Here is a 17,776-nt window from a genome sequence, read left to right as displayed (position 1 = left end):
TTAGTACTGCATTATTATCCTCTATTTAAGCTATTTAAATTGGTAATAGCATTTATTTTAGTTCTATTATTTGCGCTTCATATGGTTGTAAAATATTTATTTTTTTAATTTTATAATTGCCTAAAATTATTTTAGATTTAGCGATCGGAATTTTGATATTATAAGGTGCGTTCTTTTCTGAAAAGTTTAATAAAACTAATATTTTTTTACCATTTAACTCTCTTGTGTACGCAAAAACATTGGGATTTTCTTTGTCTAAAAGAGTGTATTTTCCATAAACGAGAGCCGGTTCCTGCTTGCGTAATTTTACCAATTTTCTGAAATAATTTAATACTGAATTGGGATCTTTTTCCTGCGCTTCGGCATTTATCGTTTTATAATTTGGATTTACTTTTAACCACGGTTTCGCGGTTGTAAATCCAGCATTTTTTTCTGTGTTCCATTGAAATGGGGTACGGCTATTTTCCCTTGAGGATTGTTTTTGTATAGCTAAAAAAGCATTTAAATCACCACCTTTATTTTTTATTCCAATGTATTTATTTCGGGTATCCACATCCTGATAATCTTCAATAGAATCGAATCGAATATTGTCCATTCCTAATTCATCACCGTTGTAATAGAATGGTGTCCCCCGCATTGTTAGTACAAATGTTGAAAGCATTTTAGAAGATAACTCTCTAAATTGGGGTGTGTCATTTCCAAATTTACTGACCATCCTGGGTTGATCATGATTGGCTAGAAAGATTGACAGCCAACCTTTATCTTCAAATTTATCATCATATTTAGAAAAAATAGATTTGTATTTTACTAAACCAAAATCCTTTAAATGTTTGCCAACATCTACGCTTTCGAAATGGTACGCTATATTTAATTCTTTACGGTCTGGATCTACAAATTTCATTGCGGCTTCAGGAGAATCACCAGCGCCTTCAGCAACAGTCATGGCGTTTGGGTATTTACTTAAAACCTCTTTATTCATTTCCTGAATATAATCATGCAAATGAGGTCCATTTAGGTAATATTTTATTATTGCTGCAGGAGTATTTACGATTTCTTTTGGTAAATCTGGAAAAGTATTGTCTTTTGAAATAAATTGAAAAGCGTCCATTCTAAAACCATCAATACCTTTATCCAACCAAAATTTCATAATAGCATACACTTCCTGCCGTAATTTTGGGTTTTCCCAATTCAAGTCGGGTTGTTTTTCAGAAAAATAATGAAGATAATAAGAATTCGTTTGTGCATCGAATTTCCAAGCGTTACTATTTACGTCAAAAAAGCTCCATCGATAAGGTGGTTTGCCTTTTTCAGCCGGCCACCAATGGTAATAATCCCTGTATTTATTGTCTCTTGATTTTCTGCTTTCTTGAAACCATTTATTCTCATCGGAACTATGGTTCACTACTAAATCCATGATTAATTTAATCCCTCGTTTATGCATTTCTTTTAGCATAACATCAAAGTCTTCCATGGTGCCAAAATCTTTCATGATTTCTCGATAATTACTAATATCATAGCCATTATCATCATTTGGAGAGGCGTAAATAGGATTTAACCAAACGGCATCTACACCGAGACTTTTAACGTAATCTAATTTGGATATAATTCCTTTTAAATCTCCCACTCCATCGCCATTACTGTCCTTGAAACTGCGAGGGTATATTTGATATACAACAGCTTCTTTCCACCACTTTTTCTGCAAGGCATCTGGTAATTCAGCTTTTTGTGAATTAACTAAATTGGTTGCTAATAGAATGAATGCCATTGTTAAAATGTTGTTTTTCATTTTTATAAATTTTTAAAAGGTAATTTTTATTTTATTGCCAAAACAACTGCTTCATAGGGCTTTAGTTCTAATCCGTTACTGGATTTTGTATAATTTCCTATCAGTAATTTTGCATTTTTAAGATTTATGTTTGTGTTTAATTTTGCTTTTTTGCTTCTAAAATTTAGCATTACCAACACTTTTTTTCCATCTAATTCTCTCGTGTAAGCATAAATATTAGGATTTTTGGCGTCAATTAAAGTGTATTTTCCATAAATTAACACAGGATTATTTTTTCGTAATTTTACCATTTTCCTGAAATAATTTAGCACAGAATTCGGATCTTTTTCTTGAGCTGCAGCATTCAAAGTAACATGATTATCATTCACCTTTAACCAAGGTTCAATAGTGGAAAAACCGCCGTTTTTCGAATCATTCCATTGAAAAGGAGTTCTTCCATTGTCTCTGGCACCACCTGTTTTTTGGTCTTCAATAAATTGTTTCAAATCACCTCCTGTATTTTTTAATCTTTCATATTCGGCCAAAGTTTCAATATCTCTGTAGTCTTCAATTTTATTAAATTTTGCGTTGGTCATTCCTATTTCATCACCGTTGTAATAATAAGGAGTTCCTTTCATCGAAAGTAAAAAAGTAGTCAACATTTTTGAAGAATAGTCTCTAAATTCAGGCGAATCATTTCCCCAGCGAGAAGTCATTCTGGGTTGGTCGTGATTTCCTAAATAGATGGTTCCCCAACCTTTTTTATCGTAAACGGCATCCCAATCAGAATAGATTTTCTTGAATTCGACTAAACTCCAATTTGGATTCATTTTTTTGAAATAACCCGGAACATAACCTAGGTTTGTCCCGTCAAAATGATACCCCATGTTCAATTCGTGTCGCTCTGGATCTACAAAATTCAAAGCAGTAGATTTTAGCATTCCTGCGCCTTCGGCAACAGACATTATATCGTATTTACTCAAAAGTTCTTTGTTCATTTCTTGTAAATAATTATGCAAATTAGGATTGCTGGCAAAATAAACATCCCATCTTCCTTCGTATTTTGAGTCAAGTTCTTCCTTCGTAATTACGGGAAAAGTAGTGTCTTTTGCTATGAACGGAATCACATCCATTCTAAAACCGTCGATTCCTTTTTTGAACCACCAGTTCATCATAGTGTAAATTTCCTGACGAACTTTTGGATTCTCCCAATTTAAGTCAGGTTGTTTGTAATTGAAATAATGCAAGTAGTACGAATCGGTTGTTTTGTCGTATCTCCAGCCGCTTCCGTCGGCCTCAAACGCACCCGGACGAAATGCGGGTTTCCCTTTTTCAGCTGGCCACCAATGGTAGTAATCTCTATACGGATTGTCTCTCGATTTACGGCTTTCCTGAAACCATTTGTGTTCATCACTACTGTGGTTGACGACCAGATCCATGACCAATTTCAGTCCTCTTTGGTGCATGCCTTTTAACAAAGCATCAAAATCTTCCATGGTTCCGAATTCCTTCATAATGGCTTGATAATCCGAAATATCGTAGCCGTTGTCTGCGTTCGGAGATCCATATATTGGATTGAGCCAAACGACATCAATTCCCAAACTTTTAATGTAATCTAATTTTGATATTATTCCTTTTATATCACCAACTCCATCTCCATTCGAATCTTTAAAACTGCGTGGGTATATTTGATAAACAACTGCTTCTTTCCACCATTTTTTTTCAATTGTAGCTTTTTTTACTTGAGCTAATGCGGGTTTAAATAGTAAACAACTAAACAGTAGTGGTAAGACAAATAAGATGTTTTTTGGTTTCATATAATTATGATTTAGTTGTGATTTTAAAGTTATTTTCTTTTGTGACTAGTCTTGATGACTCAAATACAAGATAGCAATTTGCATATTTTTTTTAATATTTTGGCATTGTTGTAAATCGATAACGTTATCGAAATATCGAAAACGTTATCGGTGATAAAATTGAGAATCTTAAATGAATATTTAAATTTTTAAGAAATAAATGATTTAAGTTTGAAATTATTATTAAAAACAAAAATTATGATTTCAAATTTTAAAGTTTTGTTCTTGCTAGTTTTAGCAGGCCCAGTTGTTTTTGGACAAGCAAAATCTGATGAATGGCATCTGTATGCAAATTCCAGATCGAATTATTATGGAGTTGCTATGGCAAATGGTCAAATAGGAATTGTTACAGATGATACACCTTTAAAAACAAAAGAAATTATCTTAAATGGTGTGTACGACGGGAGCCCTGAAAATGGGATCAGTAGAATTGTTCGCGGGATAGAGTTTTTGAATCTTCATTTGACGATAAATAATCAAATGATAAAATCAGACAATATAGATAATTGGAGTCAAGTGGTTTCAATGAAAGAGGGGACGAGTACCACTTCATTCTCATTCAAAGATTTCGCAAATATAAACTATACGATTTTAGCGAATAGGGCAGTTCCTTATTCGGCTATGGCGATTGTAGAAATTACACCTAGTAAAGACATCGAAATTATCGCCAATAATTACATGACTGTTCCCGAAGAATTGAAAGGAGCAAAGAGTCAATTTCGAGTATTAAAAGACAATCAGTATTTGATGCCAGTTTTTGGAACAACAGCTAAAACCTTAACCGGGAAATATACGGTTTCAGCATCTACAACATTTCTATTTGATGGACAAAGCGAAACTTTAAAACAAACCGGAAATGAAGTTGGCTTTACTAAAAAACTCTTAAAAGGGCAAAAATATAGATTTGCCATTGCGGGTGGAATTTGTACCTCTAAAGACATTACGGATCCGTTAAACGAGTCCGAAAGACAGCCTATCTATGCGCTGCAACAAGGAATCGATAATTTGCTGAATCGCCATAGACAAGCATGGGGCGAATTATGGAATACAGGCGATATTCAAATCGAAGGGGATTTAGATGCACAACAACGCGTTCGTTTTGCTTTGTACAATTTATATTCCTTCATCCGTCCTGAAACCAGACAAAGCATTGCTCCAATGGGATTATCTTCTCAAGGCTATAATGGACATATTTTTTGGGATTCAGAACTTTGGATGTATCCTACGCTTTTAGCTTTACAACCAGATATGGCTAAGTCTTGCTTAGATTATCGTTCAGATCGTTTGCAAAAAGCCAAACAAAAAGCAACAATTTATGGCTATAAAGGCGCAATGTATCCTTGGGAATCTGATGATACTGGCGAGGAAGCTACACCTACATGGGCTTTGACAGGAATTTTTGAACAACACATTACAGCCGACGTATCTATTGCATTTTGGAACTATTACGCTTTAACTCAAGATAAATCTTGGTTGAAAAAAGAATGGGCCGTTTTGAAAGAAACTGCAGATTTTTGGGTAAGTCGAGTAGTTAAAAACCAAGATGGAAGTTTTTCTATATTGAATGTAGTTGGGGCTGATGAATATGCGCAACATGTTGATGATAATGCTTTTACAAATGCTTCTGCTATTGAATCTTTAAAAAATACTATTAAAGCTGCGAAAATCTTAAATGAACCAATTAATCCCAAGTGGGCGGAAGTGTCAGAAAAATTAGCAATTCATAAAGAAAATGGAATAACCCAGAATTATAAAGGATACAAAGGACAGATGATAAAGCAAGCCGATGTGAATTTATTAGCATACCCTTTACATGTTATTACAGATAAAGCGCAAATTGAAAAAGATCTAGAATATTATGCGGGGAAAATTGATCCAAAAGATGGTCCGGCTATGGCTTCTGGAGTTTTATCTGTTTTATACGCGCGATTGGGTGATAAAGAAAAAGCATATAACTATTTTGTAAAATCCTATTTACCTAACAGTCGCCCTCCTTTTGGTGTGTTTTCTGAATCGGCAAATAGTAATAATCCTTATTTTGCAACAGGCGCCGGTGCTATGCTTCAAGCTGTAATTTATGGTTTTGGAGGTGTGGAACAAACAGATCAAGGATTGAAATACAACAAGGGACTTTTACCAAAAAAATGGAAGTCTTTAAAAATTATAGGAATTGGAGTTGATAATAAAACAATAACAATAGAATAATAGTAAAACAATTTTTTGAGCCATCCATTCCGGGTTTTTAATCATAGGTATTTGATTTAAAATCCGAAATGGGTGGCTTTTTTTTATGGTAAATAATAAAAATATTTTTAATTTAACTTTTTTGAGATGCGAAAAGTTAAATTAAGACTTTACAATCAGATGTTTAGCTTAATTCTGCTTGATTATGATCTTTTCTTAATATATTTAATTTTGTGAAATATTCATAAATAACGCATTTCCATTGAAGAATAGTCAGCATTTTTTTTAAAGTAGTATTTTTTTTAATAAATGTGTAAATCTTTATTCCTGCAAAACAAGTTGAAATTTAAGAATAGATATTTTTTTGTTTGTTTTATTATATTATTTATAACTTTACTATTAATATTTTGAAGTATATGTTTTTAAAAACGAAAACGTTTTCGGCTTAACGAAAACGTTATAGTTGTATAAAATCCTAATATTATCACAAAATTATAACTATGTTTGATATCAAAATTAAAACAAACCAATCAAAAAATTATTAACCAACTTATTTATTACGTATGAAAAATAGTCTACTTAAAGGCTTGATGGTGTTTCTAACGATGCTGTGTGCCAGTTTGACTTATTCGCAAGATGTGTCAGGTACGGTATCTGACTCTAGTGGTCCTCTTCCAGGGGCTTCTATATTAGTAAAAGGAACAACTAGCGGAGCACAAACAGATCTTGATGGAAAATTTACAATCAGAAACGTTGGACCAAATGCGGTTTTAGTTTTTAGTTACATAGGTCTTAAAACTCAAGAAGTAAATGTAGCTGGGAAAACTTCAGTAACGGTTCTGTTAAAAGAGGATTCAGCTGAATTAAAAGAAGTAGTGGTTATAGGTTATGGAACTGTTAAAAAGAAAGACGCTACGGGTGCAGTTGACCAAATTAGCTCAAAAAGTTTTGACAATATTTCTGCAGCTTCACCTGCAGATTTGTTAAAAGGTAAAACCGTAGGGGTTCAAGTAACTTCCTCAAGTGGTGAGCCGGGAGCTGGAGTATCTATTAGAATTAGAGGAAATTCCTCAATTCGTTCAGGGAATGGACCTCTTATTGTTATTGATGGTGTACCACAAGAAGGCGGAAATGTTTCCTCTGGCGGTAGTGATATTGGTTTAGGAAGTTCTAGTGCTAGAAACCCGCTTAACTTTATTAATCAAAACGATATTGAAAGTATGAGTATTCTTAAAGACGCTTCTTCAACAGCTGTTTATGGTTCTCGTGGAGCAAATGGGGTAATCGTTATTACAACTAAAAAATCAAAATCTAAAGAACCTGAACTTACTTATAGTACTTCTTTTCAATCAAGCAAATATAGCAGCGATTTAGATGTAATGAGTGCTGGAGAGTATGTTGCTTTAGGCGGTACAGATAGACTTTCAAGAGGGTACAACTGGAAAGATGCAATCCTTCAAAAAGGTTCTGCTATAAATCACGATTTGTCTTTTTCTAAATCTACAGATAATTCAAGCACGAGGGTTTCCTTTGGTGCAAGTAACTCAGATGGGATTGTTAAAAATACAGGTTTAGACAAATATACTGCTTCCTTATATAATTCAAATGATTTTTTTGGAGGCGCTTTAAAAGTAGAATCAAGAATCTTATATGCAGGACTAAAGGATCGAGCTACATTAACTTCTAACAATGTAGGTTACGTTGGAAATGTTATAGGAACCGCTTTATACTGGGATCCTACTTTGCCTATTTATAATGCAGACGGAACTTATTATTCACGCGGAAATAACGGTCCTCAAGGACCAGTAGATGATGATTACCTTAATCCTGTACAATTGCTAAATTCATATAATGATTATACAAATACAAATAAAATTATAGGTAGTATTAACTCAATTGTAAAAATCAACAGTCATTTAAAATATCAGTTCTTATTTGGTATTGAAAATTCTAATTCTACAAGAAAAAGCCAATTATCACCCTCAATTCATATAAAAGATGTGGCACAAGCGACACAAGGTGGGGTTAAAAAATATGGAGCGGCACAAATTTCTGAGCAAAGTAGATTTAATAAAACTTTTGAGCACACGTTAAATTATAACAATTCTTTTGGAGATAATTTTACTTTAGACGCTTTGTTAGGGTACTCGTACTATGATTATAATGCAAGTGGCCTTAATGCAAGTGGTAAAGGATACGATGCTGCTCAAACCAATTTAATTGATAATATTGAAGGAGGATTTCAACAGGAGTATAGAGCAGATTCTTTTAGAAATAGAAGTGAATTGCAATCTTATTTTGCTAGATTCAATGCTACTTTGTATAAAAAATTGATTGTAACTGCAACTATTCGTAGAGACGGTTCTACAAAACCAGGTGTTAATGCCAAATATGATAATTTCCCATCTGTGGGTGTTGCCTACAAAATTGTTGAAAACAAAGAAGGCTTGCTTAACGATTTCAAAATTAGAGGAAGTTATGGTATTACTGGTAATCAAGAATTCCCTACAAACTCAGCTGTTGCAAGATCGTCGTATGGTTTAAATGGTTCATTGAATCTTGACAGTAATGGTAACTCTGATTTAAAATGGGAGACTACGACATCAAGCGGTGTTGGAGCAGATTTTACCTTGCTAAATAACAGATTGAATGGTACGTTTGATTATTATATGAGAGATACTAAAGATCTTATTTTCCCGATTCCATCAGCGGCTACACAACCTGGACCACCATCGCCTCGTTACAAAAACTTACCTGGTAATTTAATCAACAAAGGATTTGAGGTTTCTTTAGGATATAAAGTAATAGACAAAGAAAATTTCACTTGGGATGTTTCAGGTAATGCTTCTTTCCAAACTAATAAAATGACTAATTTCGCTGGTTTCTTGCAGACAGGAGCTATAAATGGTCAAGGATTGTCTAATGCCTATGCAGAAGTAATTACTAATGAAAAACCTATTTATTCTTATTATATTTATGAATTTAGAGGGTATGCCGCAGATGGTTCATCAATTTATGCTGATGCCGCTGGAAATGACTCAGGTCTTGGGACCGCATCTAAATCTATATTAGACAAACAACCATTACCAAAAATGAACCTTGGTTTTTCCACCAGCTTGACCTTTAATAACTTTGATGCTGCGGTTTCATTTTATGGTGCTTTTGGTCATTATATATATAACAATACAGCAAACGCCTATTTCTTTAAGGGCGCTTTCTTAGGAGGTAAAAATGTGACTTCAGAGGTAGCTTCATCTGCACAAGCACAAGGGGATCCTAACTCCCCATCTACTAAATATTTAGAAAAAGGAGATTTTTTACGTATGGGTAACTTATCTTTTGGTTATAGTTTCAGAGGAGCGGCAGTATTAGAAAAGGCGAAAATTAAATCTGCTCGTTTATTTGTAAACGGATCTAACTTGTTATTATTTACTAAATACAAAGGATTTGATCCTGAAGTAGATACTGACAAACAATTGGGAGGTGTACCTTCTGCAGGTATGGATTATTTAGCTTATCCTAAAGCGAAAAGTGTGTCGGTCGGACTTAATGTAACGTTTTAATTTTAAAAAAAATGAAAAAAATAAGATTTATAAAAGGCTTATTATTTGTTAGTACTTTAACTCTAGCAGTGGGTTGTACTAATTTAAATGAGGAAGTATTAGATGGTGTACAGATAAAATCATCTACAGGAGCTTCAGGCTCTGTAAACACGGGTGCTTTGTTAGCAAAGACCTATGAGGGTTTGAGAGATTTTAATGGACAAGGAGGGGTGTTTACCTTAGACGAAATGTCTACAGATGCTCTAGCAGGCCCTACTCGTGGTGGGGACTGGGACGATAATGGAGCGTTGAGACAAATGCACACACACACCTGGGCGCCTGATCATATTGAGGTAAAAAGTGCATGGAACTCATTATTATCTAACGTGTATAACTGTAATGTTATAATTGAACAAGGGGGTACTGCCTCTCAAATTGTAGAAGCTCGTTTTTTACGTGCATTTTATTATTATAATGTGGTCGATTTGTTTGGTCAAGCACCCTACAGACCAGCTGGTTCTCCACTTGAGGATGATCCTAAAGTGTGGACAAGAACTGAAGCAACAAAATTTTGCATTGATGAGCTAGAAGCAGTTATTGGCGGTTTGCCAGCACGTGTAGCAGGAGATGCAAGTATTGCGAGTAAAGATGCGGGTCATTTCTTGTTAGCAAAATTGTATTTGAACAAAGCTGTTTTTGAATCAGCAGATGCTTCCGGTGCTATTACTTTTGCTGCAGCTGACATGACCAAAGTAGTACAGCACATTGATGCAATGACTAACACATTAGCTTCGAATTATTGGAAAAATTTTGCTCCTGATAACAACACTTCTAATGAAATTGTTTTTAGTTCTAAAAACATTCAAGGAGGCGCCGGCGGAAATACCCAGTCCAGATGGAGAATGTCTCAACATTACAATCAAACTCCAGGAGGTTGGAATGGTTTTGCTACCGTAGCAGAATACTACGATAGATTTGGAACTGCAGATGCTCGTAGACAATATTCTACACCGCAAATTATTGCCGATTTTGGGAATCCTGCTGGTTTTCAAATTGGTCAGCAATATGCTCCAGGAGGAGTTACTCCTCTACTTGATAATCCTGGTATTCCTTTAGTATTCACTAAGGCTTTAACTTTGATTACAAGTGGTCCTACTCTTAGAACTGCGGGTATTCGTGGTGAAAAATACATACCAGATAATGCCAATTTGAATTCTCCTGATAATGATTTAGTTATTATGCGTTATTCTGATGCTTTATTAATGAAAGCTGAAGCTATTGCTAGAGGTGGTTCAGGAACTGTAGGTGCCATTATGACAAATATTGCAACTCGTGCTGGTGTGACTGCAGCACCTGCAACTCTTGATGGAATTTATGCTGAAAGAGGACGTGAATTATGGTGGGAAGGTTGGAGAAGAAATGATATGATACGTTTTGGTAAATTCTTAGCAGTTAGAGAATTGAAACCATATGTTTCAGACAAAAAATATATTTTATACCCTATTCCAGCGGATGCATTATTTAATTCTAATTTAAAACAAAACCCTGGTTATTAAGATTTGTTTACTATTAATTATTTTGTGAGTTAGTTAGTTATAAAGAGGGTAATTTATTACCCTCTTTATTTTTTTACCCCTATACCATTTCTTTTAACATTGTTTCCTTAAATATTTAAATTCGTATGCCTGTTAATTACATCATTTTGCAACAATTTTTTATTGAAAGGGCTTCTAATTAGTTCGTTTTTAATTTTTTTATATAATCATTATTATATAAATTGCTCACTTCTAATTACCAAATCAAATAGTTATAAATATGTTTAATCGTATTTTTTTATTTCTTCCTCTTCTTTTTATTTTTTCAAATTGTTCCAAAGAAAATTCAGAAAAGAAAGACGCTTTATTCTCTAAACTTGAGGCTTCAACTACCGGAATAAATTTCGTCAACGAAGTCAAAAATGGTGAGGAAATGAACATATTCAAATACCGTAATTTTTACAATGGTGGTGGCGTCGCTATTGGAGATATTAACAATGACGGTCTTTCTGATGTTTATTTTACCTCAAACCTTGGAACAAATAAACTCTATTTGAACAAGGGAAACTTTAAATTTCAAGACATTTCTAAAAAAGCTGGCGTTGAGGGAAAAAAATCATGGTCCACTGGAGTAGTGATGGTCGATATTAATGCCGACGGATTTCTTGATATTTATGTATGTAATGCGGGTAATACAAAAGGCGATAAGCAAAAAAATGAACTTTTCATCAATAATGGCAATGGCACTTTTACCGAAAAAGCAGATCAATATAATCTTGCTGACTCTGGTATAACAACTCATGCCGCGTTTTTTGATTATGATAAAGATGGAGATTTAGATTGTTATATCTTAAATAATAGTTTTATCCCCGTAAGCAGTTTAAATTATTCAAATAAGAGAGATTTGCGTGACAAAGATTGGGATGTTAATGATATTCTAAAAGGAGGCGGTGATAAATTATTGCGAAACGATAATGGAAAGTTTATCGATGTAAGTGAAGCATCTGGAATCTATGGAAGCTTAATTGGTTTTGGTCTTGGCGTTACAGTTGGTGATGTGAATGGCGATTTATATCCAGATATTTACATTTCGAATGATTTTTACGAACACGATTATTTATACATAAACAATAAAAACGGAACGTTTACAGAACAAATTCAAGGTTGGGCTTCTCATATAAGTCAATCCTCCATGGGTGCTGATATGGCTGATGTTAATAATGATGGGACAGCAGATATTTTTGTAACGGATATGTTACCTGAACATGATGAACGTTTAAAAACGACCACCAATTTTGATAATTATGATCTGTTTTCGAGGAAATTAAGTATGGACTTTTATAATCAATATATGCAAAACACTTTGCAGATTAACAATGGTAGTAATCAATTTTTAGAAATTGCAAATTATGCAGGAGTTGCAAAAACAGATTGGAGTTGGGGCGCTTTGCTTTTTGATATGGACAATGATGGTTATAAAGACATCTATGTTTGCAATGGTATTTATCATGATTTAACGAATCAGGATTTTGTTGATTTTTTTGCTAATGATGTCCTTCAAAAAATGGTGATTACCGGCAAAAAAGATGATATGGAAAGCATAATCAATAAGATGCCGAGCACACCAATCCCAAACTATGCTTTTAAAAATAATAAAAATTTAACTTTCACCAATGAAGCGCAAAACTGGGGATTAGATATACCAAGTTTTTCAAATGGTGCGGCATACGGGGATTTAGACAATGACGGGGATTTAGATTTGATTGTCAATAATGTCAACATGGAAGCGTTTGTTTATAAAAATAATTCGGAGAAAAATAAAAAAAATCATTTTGTAAAAGTTAAGCTAAAAGGAGATAATCAAAATAAATTTGGAGTAGGAAGTGTTGTGGAATTATTTTCGGGCAAAGAAATTTTAAGACAAGAATTGATTCCTTCAAGAGGTTTTCAATCTTCTATCGATTATGTAATGACTTTTGGAATTGGAACAAAAAAAATTGATTCTTTACAAGTAATTTGGCCAAACAGTAAATTTCAAACGATTAAAAAGATCTCAAGTAATTCTACCATCAAATTGAATATTGAGAATGCTAAATTAAATTATACTCCTAAAAGTATTGCGTCGAAGAAGTTGTTCTCTGAGAAACCAACTACCTTTTTAGCACACAAAGAGAATGATTATATCGATTTTGATTATGAAGGTTTAATTTCAAAAGAGCTTTCTCAAGATGGGCCTTCATTGGCTCTAGGAGATATTAATGGAGATGGGAATGATGATGTATTTATTGGTGGAGCCAAAGGAAATCCGGGGAAAATTTATCAAAATAAAGGAAATGATAATTTCAGTATTACTACTCAAAAGGATTTAGATAGCGATGCAAATTATGAAGGTACAGCCGCTAGTTTCTTTGATGCCGATAACGATGGCGATCAAGATTTAATGGTGGGTTCCGGTGGAAATGAAAAAGCAGATCAAGCCAATTATAAAAATCGCTTGTATCTAAATAATGGAAAAGGTGTTTTCGTAAAAAGCAAAACTATCATTCCAACAAATAATAATAACGTGTCAGTAATTGCCGCAAATGATTTTGATAATGATGGTGATATCGATGTGTTTATTGGTAGCCGAAGTGTGCCAGGCGTTTACGGAATCGATCCAAAACAGTTGTTATTAGAAAATGATGGAAAAGGAAATTTCACCAATGCAACAGATAAAAAAGCGTTCAAACTTAATGAAGTTGGAATGATAACCGACGCTGTTTGGGAAGATATCGATAATGACGGTAAAAAAGATTTAATTATTGTTGGGGACTGGATGTCTCCAAAAATTTTCAAAAATACGGGAAGAAGATTGGTGGAATTCAAATCAAATCTCAGCAGCTATCACGGTTTTTGGAATGCTGTAAGTTGTGTGGATTTGAATAACGATGGTAAAAAAGATTTGGTTTTGGGTAATAAAGGAACGAATACTTCCTATTCAGCGTCAAAAACGAATCCGATGAAAATGTTTGTAAATGATTTCGATAATAACGGAACTATTGAGCAAATTACGACCCGAACAATTGATGGGAAGGATATTCCAATTCACTTAAAGCAGGAATTAGCCAAACAAATTCCGTTGATAAAAAAGAAGAATTTAAGTTATGCGGATTATTCTAAAAAATCTTTTCAGGAGTTGTTCGTGAAGGAGGTGATTGATAACTCAATTCAAAAAACAGTTAATATTCAAGAAAGTGTCATTGCCATTAATAAAGGAAACGGCAAATTTGAAGTGAAAGCATTGCCTAAAGAAGTTCAGTTTTCTTGTGTAAACACGATATGCACCTTGGATGTGAATAAAGATGGAGTTTTGGATTTGATTTTAGGTGGTAATCAATATGGATTCAAACCTCAATTTTCCAGACTAGATGCTAATTATGGAAGTGTACTTTTAGGAAATAAAAAGGGAACTTTTTCATGGTTGCCTTATGCCAATTCAGGTTTCTTTATAAAGGGAGAAGTAAAGCATGTTAAAGGAATAAAAAACAAGAATAATATTAATTCGATTATTGCTGTTGTTAATAATAGCACTCCTAAAATATTTAAATGCAATGAATAATTTTCTTAAAATAGTATTAGTTTCATTGCTGATTGTTGGTTGCTCCAAAAAACAAGATCATTTGTTTGAAAAACTGTCACCGGAGAAAAGTAGTATCACATTCAATAATCAGTTAGACCCATCAAAAAACATTTCTATTTTAGATTATCTCTATTATTATAATGGAGGAGGAGTTGCATTGGGCGATATCAACAATGATGGTCTTGCGGATATTTATTTCACTTCAAATCAAGGTAAAAATAAATTGTATCTGAACAAAGGCGGGAATAAATTCGAAGACATTACTGCCAAAGCTGGAGTTGAAGGACAGAGTGATTGGAACTCCGGCACCGTAATGGCCGATGTAAATGGTGATGGGTTTTTAGATATCTATGTTTGCGCGGTTGTGGGTATCAATGGTTTTGAAGGTCATAATGAATTATTTATAAATAACAAGGATAATACTTTTACTGAGAGTGCAGCACAATATGGATTAGATCTTGATAATTATAGTTCTTCTGCGGCGTTTTTTGATTTTGACGGAGATGGAGATTTAGATATGTATCTGTTAAACCATGCTGTACATTCTGAATCGTCTTTTGGGAATGCCGAAATTAGAAACAAAAGAAACTATGAATGTGGGGATAAATTGTTTAGAAATGACAACGGAAAATTTGTTGATGTAAGCGAGAAAGCTGGCATTTTTGGCGGCGCAAATGGATATGGTTTAGGATTGGCTATTTCCGATTTTAATTTGGATGGATATCCCGACATTTACGTTTGTAATGATTTTCACGAAGACGATTATTATTACTTGAATAATGGTGATGGGACTTTTACTGAAAGTTTGAAAAAACATTTTGGGCATACCAGTAGATTTTCCATGGGTGTAGATGTAGCCGATATTAACCATGATGGTTTTCCGGATATTATGACTTTGGACATGCTTCCTGAAGATGAGAAAGTTTTGAAATCTTCATTAGGAGATGATAATGTGCAAATGCTCAAATTGAGAACTGAAAAATTAGGATATCATTATCAGTATACCAGAAATATGTTGCAATTGAATCAAGCTGGAAATAATTTTAAAGAGACTGCATTATTAAGTGGGGTTGCAGCTACTGATTGGAGTTGGAGCGCATTATTTGCTGATTATGATCAGGATGGAGAACAAGATTTATTTGTATCTAATGGAATTCCAAAGCGACCGAACGACTTAGATTATGTAAAATATTATTCTAACGATCAAATAAAAAACAAAATCGCCACCACCAAATTGTTAGATAAAGAAGCATTGAAAAAGATGCCCAAAGGCAATGTAACGAATTACGTTTTTCAAGGCTCAAAAGATTTAGTGTTTAATAATAGATCTAGCGATTGGATTGAAAATGATTCGATTATTTCAAATGGGAGCGGTTATGCTGACATTGACAACGATGGAGATTTAGATGTTATCACCAATAATTTAAATAGCGTCGCATCAGTATACATTAATAAAACAGATAAAAATGCCAATTATTTGAAATTGAAACTTCGTTTTGGAGGGAAAAATACTTTTGGGATTGGGACAAAAGTGATCTCTTATACGAAAGGAAAAAGACAATTTAAAGAGTTGCAAACAACCCGAGGTTTTCAATCTTCATCAGAGCCAATAATTCATTTTGGATATGGCAAAATCACAAAAGTAGATTCGTTAGTAGTCATTTGGCCGGATAAAACGTATCAAACTGTGAAGGATGTAAAAACCAATCAGACATTGACAATAAAAGCTAATGCTAACAGAAAAACTTTTGATTATAATAGATTACATCCTACCATTTTACCCATTTTTAAAAAGATAGAAACTAATTTGGGAATTAATTTTACCCATCAAGAAAATGATTTTATAGATATTCTTGTTCAAAAATTAATTCCTTATCAACGTTCTGACAGAGGTCCAGCAACCGCAATTGGAGATTTGAATGGAGATGGAAAAGAGGATATATTTTTTGGTAGTTCAAAAGATAAAAAAGCAGTTCTTTATCTTCAAAACGCGAAAGGGTTTTCTAAGAAATTATTTAATGAAATTGACAATGATTCAATCTTTGAAGATGCGTCAGCAGTAATTGGGGATTTCAATAATGATAAAATAAATGACTTATTTGTAGCTTCCGGCGGAGGGGAAAATGCATCTAATTTGCAAGACCGACTGTACTTAGCTAAAAATGGTCAATTTGTTAAATCAACAGTACCAAAGTTAACTCAAAACGCTTCAGTTGTTAAAACTTTCGATTACGATAAAGATGGAGATTTAGATATTTTTGTGGGTAATAATTCCTTGAATAATAGATTTGGAAGCACATCAGTTTGTTATTTATTGAACAATAATAAAGGGGTTTTTACGGTCGTTCAAAGTAAAGTTTTTTCAGGTATAGGAATGGTCACAGATGCCGTTGTGACCGATTTCAATAAGGACAAAAAACTGGATTTAATTGTTGTTGGAGAATGGATGAAACCAACTTTTTTCGCTAATACCAATGGGCAATTCAAGGATGTTACGGCAACCGTTTTCCCCGAAAAAAGCAATGGATTATGGCAGTCGATTATTCCTTTTGATATTAACCATGATGGTGATCTAGATTATTTGGTAGGGAATTGGGGAATGAATTCAAAATTTGTGGCTTCGCAAAATTTTCCAATGAAAATGTATTATGATGATTTCGATGAAAATGGCACATTTGAAACTATTGTTGCGATCGCAAAGAACAATCAATATTATACAACCGCAGGGTTAGATGAATTGGCTGAACAATTTAGTGGGTTAGTTAAAAAGAAATTTCACAGTTATAAATCATTTGCAGGCAAAACACTTGAAGAAGTTTTTGATCCTAAAATGCTTGAAAAAGCTAAACTCTATGAAGTACATAATTTGAAATCTGGTTATTTGAGAAATGACAAAGGAAAATTTGTTTTTGTTCCTTTTTCGAATAAAATGCAAGTAGCTCCAATTACTAGTTTTGTAAAATCTAATTTTGATTCAGATAATAAAGAAGAAGTTTTTGCTGCAGGAAATTATTTTGGAGTTTCGCCTTATCACAGTCGATTTGATGGATTTTCTGGAGCATTAATAAAAAGTGAAAAAACAATTTATATGGGAAATCAGGTAGGAATCGATTTAACTCAAAAGGCCGTTCGTCATTTAGACATTATCAATTTCAATGGTAAAAAGTATTTATTAATTACCATAAACAATAAACCAGCTGAAGTTTACGAACTGCCAACATCTTCAAATTAAGATGTGCTGCAATAAAATAGACTGGCCAATATTCCAAGTTCTT

The 17,776-nt window shown here is 33.6% G+C and carries 7 protein-coding genes; 5 read left to right on the top strand and 2 right to left on the bottom strand.

What is annotated here, in order from left to right:
• Nucleotides 1–52: 52 nt before the first annotated feature.
• The gene (locus tag IWX84_RS06780; RefSeq protein WP_317192110.1) at nucleotides 53–1,786 is read right to left on the bottom strand and encodes an alpha-glucosidase; all 1,734 of its coding nucleotides are present in this window, start codon (nucleotides 1,784–1,786) and stop codon (nucleotides 53–55) included.
• A gap of 26 nt (nucleotides 1,787–1,812) precedes the next feature.
• Nucleotides 1,813–3,582 carry a glycoside hydrolase family 13 protein gene (locus IWX84_RS06775; RefSeq protein ID WP_231385431.1) on the bottom strand — a complete coding sequence of 590 codons (1,770 nt, stop codon included), beginning with the start codon at nucleotides 3,580–3,582 and terminating at the stop codon, nucleotides 1,813–1,815.
• A 237-nt stretch (nucleotides 3,583–3,819) separates the two neighbouring features.
• On the opposite strand from IWX84_RS06775, the gene IWX84_RS06770 reads away from it, so the two are divergent.
• From IWX84_RS06770 to IWX84_RS06750, 5 genes are all read left to right on the top strand, one after another.
• Nucleotides 3,820–5,826, top strand: a complete 2,007-nt coding sequence (locus IWX84_RS06770; protein ID WP_196849980.1) for a glycoside hydrolase family 65 protein — start codon at nucleotides 3,820–3,822, stop codon at nucleotides 5,824–5,826.
• Between the two features lie 542 nt (nucleotides 5,827–6,368).
• Nucleotides 6,369–9,368 carry a SusC/RagA family TonB-linked outer membrane protein gene (locus tag IWX84_RS06765; RefSeq protein ID WP_231385430.1) on the top strand — a complete coding sequence of 1,000 codons (3,000 nt, stop codon included), beginning with the start codon at nucleotides 6,369–6,371 and terminating at the stop codon, nucleotides 9,366–9,368.
• Nucleotides 9,369–9,379: 11 nt separating this feature from the next.
• Nucleotides 9,380–10,903, top strand: a complete 1,524-nt coding sequence (locus IWX84_RS06760) for a RagB/SusD family nutrient uptake outer membrane protein (protein WP_196849979.1) — start codon at nucleotides 9,380–9,382, stop codon at nucleotides 10,901–10,903.
• A 259-nt stretch (nucleotides 10,904–11,162) separates the two neighbouring features.
• On the top strand, nucleotides 11,163–14,480 hold the full coding sequence (locus IWX84_RS06755; RefSeq protein WP_196849978.1) for a VCBS repeat-containing protein: 3,318 nt from the start codon (nucleotides 11,163–11,165) through the stop codon (nucleotides 14,478–14,480).
• On the top strand, nucleotides 14,473–17,733 hold the full coding sequence (locus tag IWX84_RS06750; protein ID WP_196849977.1) for a VCBS repeat-containing protein: 3,261 nt from the start codon (nucleotides 14,473–14,475) through the stop codon (nucleotides 17,731–17,733). Before IWX84_RS06755 ends, IWX84_RS06750 begins: the two co-directional genes overlap by 8 nt.
• Nucleotides 17,734–17,776: the final 43 nt, after the last annotated feature.

Origin of the sequence: Flavobacterium sp. CG_9.10, assembly GCF_015752245.1 — a bacterium.
Taxonomy (GTDB): domain Bacteria; phylum Bacteroidota; class Bacteroidia; order Flavobacteriales; family Flavobacteriaceae; genus Flavobacterium.
This window is presented reverse-complemented; position numbering and strand designations above follow the sequence as displayed.